Origin of the sequence: Streptomyces sp. NPDC051677, from assembly GCF_044453465.1 — a bacterium.
In the GTDB taxonomy this organism is placed as follows: domain Bacteria; phylum Actinomycetota; class Actinomycetes; order Streptomycetales; family Streptomycetaceae; genus Streptomyces.
On record NZ_JBITCT010000090.1, the window covers coordinates 8,393 to 20,688 of the forward strand.

14 protein-coding genes are annotated in these 12,296 nt (G+C 69.8%); 8 read left to right on the forward strand and 6 right to left on the reverse strand.

What is annotated here, in order from left to right; all coding sequences use genetic code 11:
• Nucleotides 1–193 precede the first annotated feature (193 nt).
• Nucleotides 194–1,555, reverse strand: a complete 1,362-nt coding sequence (locus tag ACIBAF_RS46895) for a peptidase S8 (RefSeq protein ID WP_399472571.1) — start codon at nucleotides 1,553–1,555, stop codon at nucleotides 194–196.
• Between the two features lie 310 nt (nucleotides 1,556–1,865).
• Here ACIBAF_RS46895 and ACIBAF_RS46900 point away from each other — a divergent pair, with 310 nt between their 5' ends.
• Nucleotides 1,866–2,420 (forward strand): GNAT family N-acetyltransferase, encoded by a 555-nt coding sequence (locus ACIBAF_RS46900; RefSeq protein ID WP_399472593.1) that lies wholly within the window; start codon nucleotides 1,866–1,868, stop codon nucleotides 2,418–2,420.
• 71 nt (nucleotides 2,421–2,491) lie between these two features.
• On the opposite strand, the gene ACIBAF_RS46905 is transcribed toward ACIBAF_RS46900, so the two are convergent.
• A complete protein-coding gene (locus ACIBAF_RS46905; protein ID WP_399472573.1) occupies nucleotides 2,492–2,734 on the reverse strand; it encodes a DUF397 domain-containing protein in 243 nt (80 codons plus the stop codon).
• Between the two features lie 134 nt (nucleotides 2,735–2,868).
• On the opposite strand from ACIBAF_RS46905, the gene ACIBAF_RS46910 reads away from it, so the two are divergent.
• Nucleotides 2,869–3,618 carry a trypsin-like peptidase domain-containing protein gene (locus ACIBAF_RS46910; protein ID WP_399472575.1) on the forward strand — a complete coding sequence of 250 codons (750 nt, stop codon included), beginning with the start codon at nucleotides 2,869–2,871 and terminating at the stop codon, nucleotides 3,616–3,618.
• Nucleotides 3,619–3,651: 33 nt separating this feature from the next.
• On the opposite strand, the gene ACIBAF_RS46915 is transcribed toward ACIBAF_RS46910, so the two are convergent.
• Entirely contained in the window at nucleotides 3,652–4,335 is a 684-nt protein-coding gene (locus ACIBAF_RS46915) for a carbonic anhydrase (RefSeq protein ID WP_399472595.1), read from the reverse strand.
• Nucleotides 4,336–4,630: 295 nt separating this feature from the next.
• Between ACIBAF_RS46915 and ACIBAF_RS46920 the strand changes: the two genes are divergently transcribed.
• Together ACIBAF_RS46920 and ACIBAF_RS46925 are read left to right on the forward strand one after the other, a co-directional pair.
• A complete protein-coding gene (locus tag ACIBAF_RS46920) occupies nucleotides 4,631–5,638 on the forward strand; it encodes an NlpC/P60 family protein (RefSeq protein WP_399472597.1) in 1,008 nt (335 codons plus the stop codon).
• A gap of 169 nt (nucleotides 5,639–5,807) precedes the next feature.
• Nucleotides 5,808–6,518 carry a phosphatase PAP2 family protein gene (locus ACIBAF_RS46925; RefSeq protein ID WP_399472577.1) on the forward strand — a complete coding sequence of 237 codons (711 nt, stop codon included), beginning with the start codon at nucleotides 5,808–5,810 and terminating at the stop codon, nucleotides 6,516–6,518.
• A 29-nt stretch (nucleotides 6,519–6,547) separates the two neighbouring features.
• Here the strand turns inward: ACIBAF_RS46925 and ACIBAF_RS46930 are convergent, their stop codons facing one another.
• Both ACIBAF_RS46930 and ACIBAF_RS46935 read right to left on the reverse strand, forming a co-directional pair.
• Nucleotides 6,548–8,104 carry an FAD-binding oxidoreductase gene (locus ACIBAF_RS46930; RefSeq protein ID WP_399472579.1) on the reverse strand — a complete coding sequence of 519 codons (1,557 nt, stop codon included), beginning with the start codon at nucleotides 8,102–8,104 and terminating at the stop codon, nucleotides 6,548–6,550.
• A gap of 178 nt (nucleotides 8,105–8,282) precedes the next feature.
• Nucleotides 8,283–8,453: a hypothetical protein gene (locus ACIBAF_RS46935; protein WP_399472581.1), complete on the reverse strand. Its 171-nt coding sequence runs from the start codon at nucleotides 8,451–8,453 to the stop codon at nucleotides 8,283–8,285.
• A gap of 164 nt (nucleotides 8,454–8,617) precedes the next feature.
• On the opposite strand from ACIBAF_RS46935, the gene ACIBAF_RS46940 reads away from it, so the two are divergent.
• Together ACIBAF_RS46940 and ACIBAF_RS46945 are read left to right on the forward strand one after the other, a co-directional pair.
• Nucleotides 8,618–9,454, forward strand: a complete 837-nt coding sequence (locus tag ACIBAF_RS46940) for a hypothetical protein (protein WP_399472583.1) — start codon at nucleotides 8,618–8,620, stop codon at nucleotides 9,452–9,454.
• Nucleotides 9,455–9,574: 120 nt separating this feature from the next.
• Nucleotides 9,575–9,808 carry a hypothetical protein gene (locus ACIBAF_RS46945; protein WP_399472585.1) on the forward strand — a complete coding sequence of 78 codons (234 nt, stop codon included), beginning with the start codon at nucleotides 9,575–9,577 and terminating at the stop codon, nucleotides 9,806–9,808.
• Here ACIBAF_RS46945 and ACIBAF_RS46950 read toward each other — a convergent pair.
• On the reverse strand, nucleotides 9,794–10,111 hold the full coding sequence (locus ACIBAF_RS46950; protein WP_399472587.1) for a metal-sensitive transcriptional regulator: 318 nt from the start codon (nucleotides 10,109–10,111) through the stop codon (nucleotides 9,794–9,796). The genes ACIBAF_RS46945 and ACIBAF_RS46950 overlap by 15 nt on opposite strands.
• 215 nt (nucleotides 10,112–10,326) lie before the next feature.
• On the opposite strand from ACIBAF_RS46950, the gene ACIBAF_RS46955 reads away from it, so the two are divergent.
• Complete coding sequence (locus tag ACIBAF_RS46955) at nucleotides 10,327–10,947, forward strand: DUF47 domain-containing protein (protein WP_079661378.1); 621 nt, start codon at nucleotides 10,327–10,329, stop codon at nucleotides 10,945–10,947.
• A 7-nt stretch (nucleotides 10,948–10,954) separates the two neighbouring features.
• Complete coding sequence (locus ACIBAF_RS46960; protein ID WP_399472589.1) at nucleotides 10,955–11,953, forward strand: anion permease; 999 nt, start codon at nucleotides 10,955–10,957, stop codon at nucleotides 11,951–11,953.
• The last annotated feature ends 343 nt before the right edge of the window (nucleotides 11,954–12,296 follow it).

Consider the following 12,296-nt stretch of genomic DNA (forward strand, 5'->3'; position numbering starts at 1 on the left):
GGTGTACCCCCCCTGCCCCGCGCCGTCCCGTTTCGGCGGGGGGGGGGGGGGGGGGGCTTTTTTGTTGTGCCCAAGTTTTGTTATTTCGGCGACGGGGGGGGGGGGGGGGGGGGCGGCCGGCCCCCCGCTCGCCGTTCGCCACGTGTGGCCCCCACGGCCCACTGTGGCTGCTCCGGGTGACGGAGGATCAGGGTCAGCCGGTGAAGGCGTCCGTGCCCTCCGGGGTGCCCCAGCCGGTCGGGCCGTCGTAGCCGGACTTGGCGGTGCAGAAGTAGCTCGTCGAGCAGGTGCCGTTGTTGCCGCTGGTCACGTCGTTGAGGGCGGACGTGCCGGCCGCGGCGTAGGGGTAGGAGGCCGGGTAGTCGCTGCTGCCCGGGGTGCCGGCGAGGGCGTACACGCTCGCGATGATCGGCGCCGAGGCGCTGGTGCCGCCGTAGGTGTTCCAGCCGGTGCCGTCGGAGCCGTAGGTGTCGTAGACCGAGACGCCGGTCGCCGGGTCGGCGACGGCCGAGACGTCGGAGATCATGCGCTTCGAGCAGCCGGTGTCGGTCTGCCAGGTCGGCTTGGCGTCGTAGGAGGAGCAGCCCGAGCCCGTGCCCTCGGTGCTGCTGGTCTTCCAGACCGACTCGGTCCAGCCGCGGCTGTTGGAGCTGGTGGACAGCTTGGTGCCGCCGACGGCGGTCACGTACTTGGAGGCCGCCGGGTACTCGGCGCCGTACGCCTCGTCGCCCGCGCTGACGGTGATGGCGGCGCCCGGGTGGTTGAAGTACGAGGAGTCGTAGCTGGTGTCGGAGGAGGACTCGGAGCCGCCGTAGCTGTTGGAGACGAACTTCGCGCCCAGGGTGACCGCGCGGTTCACCGCCGTGCCGAGGTTGGCCATCGAGGAGGACTTGGCCTCGACGAGCAGGATGTTGCAGTTGGGGCAGACGGCGGAGGCCATGTCGAGGTCGAGCGAGATCTCGCCGGCCCAGCCGCTGTTGGCGGTGGGGAGGGAGGTGGTGGAGCCGGTCTGGCTGACCTTCTTGAAGCAGCCGTTGGAGGTCGTGCAGGCGGAGAGGCCGTAGTAGTCGCGGTAGGTGGCCAGGTCGGACTCCGCGTTGGGGTCGTCGTACGCGTCGACGATCGCGATGGTCTCGCCGGAGCCGCGCGAGGACGCGGCGTCGGTCAGGCCGTAGGCCGACTGGAGGTCGGAGGGGCCGTAGCCGCTGGGGGAGTCGGCGGCGGCGTCGGGCGAGACCGTCTTGGGCGCGATGCCCTTCTTGGCGGCCTGCTCCTCCTGGAAGGCGGTGGTGCCGCCGGTGACGCGCAGCGCGTTGCAGGACGCGAACCCCTTCTTCGGGGTCTGGTCGCACTGCTGGGTGTAGGTCACGTGGGCCTTCGCGACCTGGGCGGCGATGGCCTGGGCGCTGACCTTGGACGGCGTCGGGGTGGCGGCGTCGGCGTGGGCCGCGGTGCCGAGACCGGCGATGACGAGGGCGGCGGTGGCCGCGGCGGCGGAGCCTATTCGGTGCCATCTGCCGCGTATGTGGGGGGCGTTGGGGGTGGGCGTACGCAACGTACAGCCTCCTGCGTGAGGTGGACAGAGGCCTGCGGGTGGGGGACCACCGGCGTGGTTGCCGGTGGGGGCGGCGGCCCGCAGACGACGTTCCCTTGTTGAGTACGCGACAACAAGACAGGCGGTGGAATCCTGACTTCCGCCTTACTGAAGGGGGTTGGGGGATTGCTGATCAATGGCGGGGCGATGGTGCGGGGATGGCCGGAACTTGACCTCGCGTGCGCCGATCCCCGATTCGGGACGTCTGTGGCACGATGCCGCGGTGAACGCCCCCGTATCCGCCGTGCCTCCCGTCGTCCCCGCAGGTCGGATGGCCTGTGCCGAGCAGCCGGTGCTCGCCCTTGCGCGCGCTGGGCTGGAGTTGCGGCCCTGGGCGGCGGGGGACGCGTCCGCGCTGGTGGCGGCCGCGGGTGAGCCGGGGATCCGGCAGTGGAACCTGCTCGCCGTGCCCGACCGCGAGGCGGCGGTACGGCGGATCGAGCGGATGCGGGAGCGCTGGCGGGCGGAGACCGGTGCGATCTGGGCGATCGCCCGGTCCCGTGCCGACGGCGGTGACGTCGTCGGGCTGGCCGGCTGGAACGACGTCGATCTCGACGGCGGCAGCGCGGAGATCGTCTACTGGCTGCTGCCGGCCGCCCGGGGCGGCGGCGTCGCCGTGGAGGCGGTCGGACGGCTCACCCGCTGGGCCTTCGACGACCTCGGCCTGCACCGCCTGCGCCTGTGCCACGCGGTCGCCAACGAGGCGTCGTGCCGAGTGGCGGTAAAGGCGCAGTACGCGTATGAGGGGACCATGCGGGGCGCCCTGCTGCACGCCGACGGGTGGCACGACCAGCACCTGCACGCGGTGGTACGGGGCGATGTGTGAGCGTGGGGCGTGAGACCTGAGGCGTGAGACCTGAGGCGTGAGACCTGAGGCGTGAGGACTGAGGCGGGAGGTCAGTCGAGCTCGACGCCTTCCACGAAGTGGTCGAATTCGCCTGCCTGGACGCCCAGCACGAAGGCGTCCCACTTGCGCCGGTTCGTGGTGACGACGTTGTCCGGGTCGCTGGTCTCCCGCAGGTAGACGGGCGCCTCGCCGTCGTCCCCCGCGCCGAAGGCGATCTCGATCCACGGGCCGGGTCCGGTCGCGTCCGGCGGGGCGGCCCGGGTCCAGGTGAGGTCGGAGGGGATTTCAGCCATGAAACGTGTCCTTCGCGGGGTGATGAGGCCGGGCGGAAAAAGCCGGGAGGTTCTGAGGGCCAAGTGCGGGTAGCGTCGTATGAGAATGCATGTCTCTGACGTTTCTCTCACCTTCGTGGGACACAGTGAACCCGATGAAGCGAAACGCCCTGCTCGGTGCGGTCGTCATGCTGGCCGTCACCTCCGCCTCCGAAGCGGCTGCCGACGGCGCGCCCGGCCCCCTTGGGGTGACGGCCGTCGCGGTGGCGACCCCGCAGTTCGCGCGGGTCGGCGCGCTGTTCAGCGCCGACGACGCGGCCGCCGGCAGACTTACCGGCGAGCACTTCTGCACGGCATCCGTCGTGCACAGTCCGCACCACGACCTCATCGCCACCGCGGCGCACTGCCTCAGCAGCGTGTCCGGCGAACTGGCGTTCGTGCCCGGCTACCGGGCCGGACAGGCCCCCTACGGGGTCTGGAAGATCAAGCGGTCCTTCATGCCCGACGGGTGGAACAAGGGGCAGGACGAGGACAGCGATGTGGCCTTCGCCGTCCTCGAAGAGAAGGACGGGAAGAACGTCGAGGACGTTGTCGGCGGCAATCGTTTTGTGACGCGCACCACAACCGGGGCCACCGCCGTGACCGTCACCGGCTACCCCGACTCCGTCGAGGCGCCGATCCGCTGTACGAACCGGCCCACCGCCCACAGCGCCACCCAGCAGCGCATCACCTGCCCCGCCTTCACCGGCGGCACCAGCGGCAGCCCCTGGGTGAACGGCTACGACGAGGTCGTGGGCGTCCTGGGCGGTCACGAGCAGGGCGGCGCCACGCCCGACGTCTCGTACAGCGTGGTCCTGGGGGCGGAGGCGGCGGAACTGTACGAGGAAGCGACCTCGGCCCCCTAGAGCAAGTCCTCCAGGGGGCGTGAGGTCCAGGCGCTACGCGAGGGCGTGGACGAGCTGGGTGGTCAGCTCGTAGCGGGCGCCGACGACCGCCAGCTCGCCGGCGGATATCTTCGCGGCGAGGTCGGGCACGGCGGCGAGGCGTGCGCTGACGGCCCGGACGTTGGCGTCGATGGTGGAGTCGACGCGGGCGTCGCCCTGCTTCGTGCGGTCTATGGACGGCGTGATCTGGTCGGCCAGGTACTGGATGTGGGCGGGCAGCCTGTCGCCGGTCAGGTCTGCCTGGACGGCCGCCTTCACCGCGCCGCACGACTGGTGGCCGAGCACCATGACCAACGGGATCCCCAGTTCGAGCACGCCGTAGGCCACGCTGCCGAGGACGGCCTCGTCGAGGACCTCGCCCGCGGTGCGGACGGTCATCAGGTCGCCGAGGCCCTGGTCGAAGACCAGCTCCGGCGGCACGCGGGAGTCGATGCAGCCGAGGACGACGGCGAACGGATGCTGACCCGCCGTCAGGCTCTGTCGTACGGCGGGCGTCTCGTCCGGGTGCCGTTCGCAGAAGGTGCGCCAGCGGCGGTTGCCCGCGGCCAGTTCCCGCAGGGCTTCGTCGGCTGTGCCGGGGCGGGTGGCGGTCCGGCGGCCGGTGACGGGCGTGGACGCGGACGCGGACGCGGGGGCGGTGGCGAGGGCCGCGCCGCCGACGGCCAGGGCGCCGGCCATGCCGCCGCGCAGAAGGGCGCGACGGGCGGTTCTGTGGGGGGTGCTCTCAGAGTTCACGGCGTGGAACGTATGTCCGAGGCCGGAAATGATCTCCGCTGTTGCCGAATCTTGGCCGTGGATGGGGAGGACGGGAGCGAACGTTGGGCGATGCTTGACGCGGCCCATGGCTGACGTTGACCCGCCCGCGTCGGCGCGCACGAAGCCATGGATCGAGCCGTCCTTCCGTGTGATCACCCCGTGGTGCTGAGGCCGCCTCTACACTGTCGTGGGCGGACTCCCGGGCGGCGAGGGGCGGTTGACGGTGCGTAAGACGTGGATCGTGGCGACCGCTGCCGTCAGTGCCGGAGCCGCCTTCATGATGGCGCTCGTCATCGGGGTGTACGTCGTCGGCGGGAACATGGCGAACGGCGTGGGCGGGGCGTCCCGATCGCTCGCCAAGGGGGCTGTGCCCGCCGCCTATCAGACGCTCGTTCAGAAGTGGGGCAATCTCTGCGCCGCCATCAACCCCGCACTGCTCGCCGCCCAGCTGTACCAGGAGAGCGGGTTCAACCCGAGAGCGCAGAGCGCCGCCGCCGCCCAGGGGATAGCGCAGTTCATCCCGGGCACCTGGGCCACGCACGGAGTCGACGGAGACGGGGACGGCGACCGCGACGTCTGGGACCCGAATGACGCGATTCCGTCGGCCGCGTCGTACGACTGCCAGCTCGCGTCGTACGTGAAGAGCGTCCGCGGGGACATCACGAAGAACATGCTCGCGGCCTACAACGCGGGGCCGGACGCGGTCATCAAGTACGGCGGCGTACCGCCGTACAAGGAGACCCAGAACTATGTGAAGACGATCACGACGCTGGAGGAGTCCTTCGCCGCGCCCGTCAGCCGGGTGGATCCCTCCAAGCAGGCCGCGGGAGCCATCTACTTCGCCCAGAAGAAGCTCGGCACGCCCTATCTCTGGGGTGGGAACGGCACCGCTGACCAGGGAGGACGGTTCGACTGCTCCGGGCTGACCAAGGCCGCCTACGAGAGCGTCGGGATCACCCTGCCCCGGGTCGCCAACGACCAGTACAACGCCGGCCCGCACCCCAAGCGCAGCGAACTGCTGCCGGGGGACCTGGTGTTCTTCTCGACCGACCTCGGCAACTCGCGGGCCATCCACCACGTGGGGATCTACGTCGGGGGCGGCTACATGATCGACGCGCCCTACACGGGGGCGGTCATCCGCTTCGACCCCATCGACACGGCCGAGTACTTCGGGGCCACCCGGGTCACCGAAGATGGCGCGAAAGCGCTCCCCACGACGGTCTGAGACAGACCCCGGACCCGCCCTCTGAGCTGCGGGGATCTGTCTCTCTTCGATAACGTCTGAGTGATCATTCAGTGGAGAGTGGAACGTATCAACCGGGGCCGTGCGTTCCTGTTGAGGCGGGCGCATGTGAAGTGCGCCGGGCAGCACACGACGAAGGGGCCGCAGCACCATGGCTGGACTCGCCGAATCCGGGTCGAACCCCGACGTCGACCTGCTCTATGACATCAACGGCCTGGCCAAGGACGCCCCGCACTGGCTCGACCGGGCCGTCGAGTTCGTGGGCGAGTACGGGCTGCTGCTCGCCATGGTGCTGCTGATCGTGTGGTGCTGGTGGGGCGTGCGGCGCCGGCCCGGCGGGGCCGAGGAGGCGGCGGGCTCGGTCGCCGCGCTCGTGTGGGCGCCGCTCGCCGCCGGGATCGCCGTGCTGGTGAACGTGCCCATACGGGGGTTCGTGGAGCGGCCCCGGCCCTTCCGTGACCATCAGGGGCTGGAGGTGCTCGTCTCCGGCAAGACCGACTACTCCTTCGTGAGCGACCACGCCACCCTCACCATGGCCATGGCCGTCGGACTGTTCGTCGCCAACCGGAAGTTCGGGCTCGCGGGGATAGGGATCGCCCTGCTCGAAGGGTTCTGCCGGGTCTACATGGGGGTGCACTACCCGACGGACGTCGTCGGCGGGTTCGCGCTCGGGACCGCCGTGGCCCTGCTGCTGTCGCCCGTCGCCTCCATGATGCTCACGCCCGTCCTGAAGGCCCTCGACAGCTCGCCCCGCGTCGGGTGGATCGTGCGCAGCCGGACCGCGCGGATCGGCGAGCGGGAGGGGTTCGTCCCGGGTGCGCGGAGCGAGGTCGCCGCGGAGGAAAGGGACCTCGCCGCCTAGCTCATTGCCTGCGGTCGGCGTTTCTGCGGTCAGAGTGCCTGCGGGTAGGTGAAGAAGCCCGTCGGGTCGTACTGCTTCTTCAGCTGGGTCAGGCGCGGGAGCGCTTCGCCGTAGTACGCCTTGCGCCAGTTCGTCAGCGTCGGGTCCGCGTAGTTCTGGTACGCCGCGCCCGAGGCGTACGGGGTCATCGCCTTGTGGGCCGTGTTCAGCCAGGACTGGGCCGTCGTACCGGCCGTGCCCGCCTTCCACGACACGATGTACTGGGCCAGCATCCGCGAGCGGCGGTGGACGAACGCCGTCGCCGTGGGGGAGACCCGGTTGACCGCGCCGCCGAGGGCGATGAGGGCGATGCTGCCGGCGCCGCCCTGGACCGTCCTCATCTGCTTCAGCAGGGTCTGGATGCCGGCCGTCGTCAGCGAGCGGTCGAAGAAGTCCGAGCGGGCCGTGTACGTCTCCCGGCCCAGTTTGCCCTGCGTGGCGCGGCCCGGGGTGGAGCCGGGGAGGTGGCACTGGGCGTCGGTGGTGAAGGAGGAGCAGCCGGCGTACGCCTCCATCGCCTCCTTGTAGCCGCGGCGGCGCAGGGACACGGACGACGCCCGGGCGCCCACCTTGTCGGCGAGGCGGTCCACCGCGTTCTGGAGCTGGCCGTAGGTGCCGATGCAGAACGCGGCCACCGAGACGGTGGGGGTGCCGCTGCCGTTCTCCAGGTGCAGGGAGGACCAGATCTCGTCGGGCTGCGACGGACCCCACTCCTGCCAGGCCTTTATCACCTCGGCCGCCTTCGCCCAGGGCCAGGTGAGGTAGCCCGTCACCGCCTGGGGCGCGGGGTGGGTCTTGAACTGCAGCTCCGTGACGACGCCGAAGTTGCCGTTGCCAGCGCCGCGCAGCGCCCAGAACAGGTCCTTGTTCGTCGTCGCGTTGGCGGTGAGCTGCTTGCCGTCCGCGGTGATGATCGTGGCCTGGGTGAGGCTGTCGCAGGTCAGGCCGTAGGCGCGGGAGACGACGCCGTGGCCGCCGCCGAGGACCAGACCGGAGACGCCGACCGTGGGGCAGGAGCCCGCCGGGATCGTCACGCCCTTCGCGGCGAGCGCCCGGTAGACGTCGATCAGTTTGGAGCCCGCGCCGACCACGGCCGTCGTGCCGCTCGCGCGGACCCGGTTCAGCTTGGAGACGTCGATGATCAGACGGCCGTCGCCGGAGGACCAGCCGCCGTAGGAGTGGCCGCCGTTGCGGATCGCGACCTTCGTCCTGTGGGCGCGGGCGTACGCCAGGGCCGTGCGGACGTCGTCGGCGTGGGCGACGTAGGCCACCGCCGCCGGCTTGAGAGCGTCGAAGCGGGTGTTGTAGAGCTGGTGGGCCGTGGCCCAGGAGGCGTCGCCGGGGCGGACCAGGGCGCCGTCCAGATCGCGGGCCAGCGCGGTCCAGTTGGCGGGGGCGGAGACGCTGGTGGTGGTGAGGGGGCTGTTCGTTCCGGTGCCCCCGGTGGCCGAGGTGGAGGCGCTTGCGCTGCCCCCGGTCGCCTTGCAGGCGGTCACGGCTGCCGCGACCGCTGCCGTGCCGCCTGCGATGAACGTACGCCGTTCCATGTTCTTGCGCCTTCCCTCGACCGCCTGTCGGCTTCATGCAGCGAGACGGGGACATGGGACCACGGGTTCCGGCCGGCGTCGGCGGTGACGGAACGGTGACGTCTGTTACATCCGCCGGTCGGCCGCGACCCCCGCGGGTCGGCCGTGAGGTCAGCAGGTCGGCCGTGACGTCAGCCGGTCAGCCGCGGATGTGGCTCTCCGCGTCCGATCTGGCCAGGCTTCTCGCCCGGCGGGCCGGACCGCGCCAGCCGCAGGTGCAGCGGGCCAGGCAGAAGCGGCCCTGTTCGACGGTCGTGGCGCTGTGGTCCCCGTCTGTGCGGGGAAGGTCCGACCCGTCTTGCTGTGTCACGCAGACAACGGTACCCAAGCTCGGTAAAAGACCCGTATGGCGGTCGCAAGCCGGGCGCGATCCGGACACAGGCCTTCGGCCCTGCGTGACGGGGGCACTTACCCGTCGTTAACCGGAACGACAGGGGGCCCGTGACGGACGTACCGGCTGGGGGTAGGCAGGCCATGGCGGAGCGGCAGCGCAGGCATGTGGGTGCGGCGGTTCTTTCGGGGATCGTGGCGGGGATCTGTGCGGGCGCCGCCGGGTGTTCCGGGGGCGGGGCCGCCGCCGAGGACGGCCGGGCGGCCGATCCCGTGGCGACGTTGCACCGGGCTGCCGACACCCTCGTCGCGGCGGGCACGTCGAAGGCCCGTACGTCGATGGAGATGGCCACCGGCGGGACCCGGGTGACGATCCGGGGCCAGGGGGTCTACGACTACCGCAAGCAGCTCGGGCAGCTGAGGGTGCTGCTGCCGCAGGATCCGGCCGGGGCGAGCGAGCACCGGCCGATCACCGAGCTCCTCGCGCCCGGGGCCCTGTTCATGAAGAACCGGGGGGCCGGGGTGCCGGACGACAAATGGGTACGGGTGGCGACGGCGTCCCTGTCCGACGGGAACCTGGTGACCGGCGGGGCCACCGATCCGTTCGCCGCCGCCGAGGTGCTGCGGGGCACACGGACGGCGACGTACGTCGGAAGGACCGAGGTGGCCGGGACGGCGGTGCGGCACTATCGCGGGACGGCCGATCTGGCGGTGGCCGCCGAGGACGCGTCCGTGGGGGGACGGAACGCGCTGCGGGCGGCGGCGAAAGGGTTCGCCACGGCTCGGGTGCCGTTCGACGTCTACCTCGACGACGAGGGGCGCATCCGGAAGGTCCGGCACCGGTTCAGTTTCGTCAACGGCAAGCAGAAGGAGGCCGTCGCGGTCGCCTCCACGACGTTGCTGTACGACTTCGGCGCGCCGGTCGATGTGCGGTTGCCGGCCGCCGGGGACATCTACGCGGGGCGGATCGCGCAGGAGTGAACTCGCTCGGAGCGGACAGATTCAGCCACAGGGTGGGCACAAGGACTAGCCCGTCCGTGCCATGCGCGCGGTGTATAGCGCTCCCTACTCTAGGAAGCCGGTGACGGCAGAGACGAGGTGATGCGCGTGGCTCCGGGCGGCGGTACGGCAGTTCAGGACCACGTGGCCCTCGCCGAGATCGAGCTGTGCGGAGAGCTGATCATCGCGGCCTCGGCCGCAGGTGAGGAACGGCTCAGTCTGGAGAGCATCGATCAGGTGCTGCGGGTGGGGGAGGAACAGGCCGAGGAGCGGGCGCGGGAGCGCGATCGGGCGGCGCGGGGCGGGTCCTGGTCCGGTGGGTCAGGTGCGCAGTAGGCGGCCGATCGCCTTGGTCGCTTCCTCCACCTTCGCGTCGATCTCGTCGCCGCCCTTGACGGCCGCGTCGGCGACGCAGTGGCGCAGGTGCTCCTCCAGGAGTTGCAGCGCGAAGGACTGCAGGCCCTTGGTGGAGGCGGACACCTGGGTGAGTATGTCGATGCAGTAGGTGTCCTCTTCGACCATGCGCTGCAGGCCGCGGATCTGGCCCTCGATGCGGCGCAGACGCTTGAGGTGTTCGTCCTTCTGCTTGTGGTAGCCGTGCACCGCGGGAGCTTCCGCGCCGGCCTCGGTGGTCGTCATCCTGTCCTCCAGCGCTCCAGCTCCAGACCCATACCCCTACTGGGTATATGGTACCGAACTTTGGCGGGTATACGGGCCGAGCAGGGACGTCGTCGGTCGCCCCCCTGCCGGTCGCTCTCCTTGATGGGCGACACTGGGGGGCGGCCCGTTAGCCGTGGCCGGATGATGCGCCTAGCATCAGCCTGACCGAAACCGATGCATCTTGAGGACCCCACGTGCGCTTTCGTCTGACCCCCAGGGAGACGAGCTTCTACGACATGTTCGCCGCATCCGCGGACAACATCGTCACGGGCTCGAAACTCCTGATGGAACTGCTCGGGGCGGACCCCGCCAGCCGGGCCGAGATCGCAGAGCGTATGCGGGCCGCCGAACACGCAGGTGACGATGCCACGCACGCGATCTTCCACCAGCTGAACTCCTCGTTCATCACGCCGTTCGACCGTGAGGACATCTACAACCTCGCGTCCTCCCTCGACGACATCATGGACTTCATGGAGGAGGCCGTCGACCTGGTCGTCCTCTACAACGTGGAGGAGCTGCCCAAGGGGGTCGAGCAGCAGATCGAGGTGCTGGCACGGGCGGCGGAACTCACGGCCGAGGCCATGCCGAACCTGCGGACCATGGAGAACCTCACCGAGTACTGGATCGAGGTCAACCGGCTGGAGAACCAGGCCGACCAGATCCACCGGAAGCTGCTCGCGCATCTGTTCAACGGCAAGTACGAGGCCATCGAGGTGCTCAAGCTGAAGCAGATCGTGGATGTGCTGGAGGAGGCGGCTGACGCCTTCGAGCACGTGGCCAACACGGTGGAGACCATCGCGGTCAAGGAGTCCTGAGCACTTCATGGACACCTTTGCTCTGGTCGTGACCATTGGCGTCGCGCTCGGATTCACTTACACGAACGGCTTCCACGACTCGGCGAACGCCATCGCCACGTCGGTTTCGACGCGGGCGCTGACGCCGCGCGCTGCGCTGGCCATGGCCGCTGTGATGAATCTCGCCGGCGCCTTTCTGGGGAGTGGCGTTGCGCACACCGTCAGCAGCGGGCTGATCGAGACTCCCGACGGGGCGAAAGGGATGGGGATCCTGTTCGCCGCGTTGATCGGGGCGATCGTGTGGAATCTCGTCACGTGGTACTTCGGGTTGCCTTCGTCGTCGTCCCACGCGTTGTTCGGGGGCATGGTGGGCGCCGCGCTCGCCGGGGGTACGGATGTCATCTGGTCCGGGGTGCTGGAGAAGGTCGTCATTCCGATGTTCGTCTCGCCGGTGGTGGGACTTGTCGTCGGTTATCTGGTGATGACGGCTATTTTGTGGTTGTTCCGGCGGGCCAATCCGCACAAGGCGAAGCGGGGCTTTCGGATAGCTCAGACCGTTTCTGCGGCGGGGATGGCGCTGGGGCACGGTCTGCAGGACGCGCAGAAGACGATGGGCATCGTGGTGATGGCGTTGGTCATCGGTGATGTTCAGGGGGCCGACGATCCGATTCCGGTGTGGGTGAAGATCGCTTGTGCGGTGATGCTGTCGCTGGGGACGTATGCGGGTGGGTGGCGCATCATGCGGACGCTTGGGCGGAAGATCATTGAGCTTGATCCGCCGCAGGGGTTCGCGGCGGAGACGACGGGTGCGTCGATCATGTTCACCACGGCGTTTCTGTTCAAGGCGCCGATTTCCACGACGCATGTGATCACTTCGGCGATTATGGGTGTGGGGGCGACGAAGCGGGTCAATGCCGTGCGGTGGGGAGTCGCGAAGAACATTGTCCTCGGGTGGTTCATCACCATGCCGGCGGCTGCGGTGGTCGCGGCATGCGCGTTCTGGGCAGTGAACCTGGCGTTCCTGTAGCTTCCCCGGCCCACCCACCCACCCGCCTCGGCGAGTCAAAGGGCCACCCCCACCCGGGGCTCCGCCCCGACCCCCTGGCGGCGACGCCGTCCCCTGCACCTCTTGCGGGGCTTTGCCCCTGCACCCCCGGGGGTTGGTGTGGGCGCAGCTCAGCGCGGCGGGTTGGTGGGTCGCCCTCGTCCTGGGGCTCGGCCCCGGCCTCCGGCGGGGACTTCGTCCCCTGCACGTCTTGCGGGGCTTTGCCCCTGGCGGGTAGGGGGCAGACCATGATCAAAAGCGCACTTCAACAAATTGTTGAATTCGGAATTACCCTCTGTAATTCTATTTCCAATTCATTCCGAAT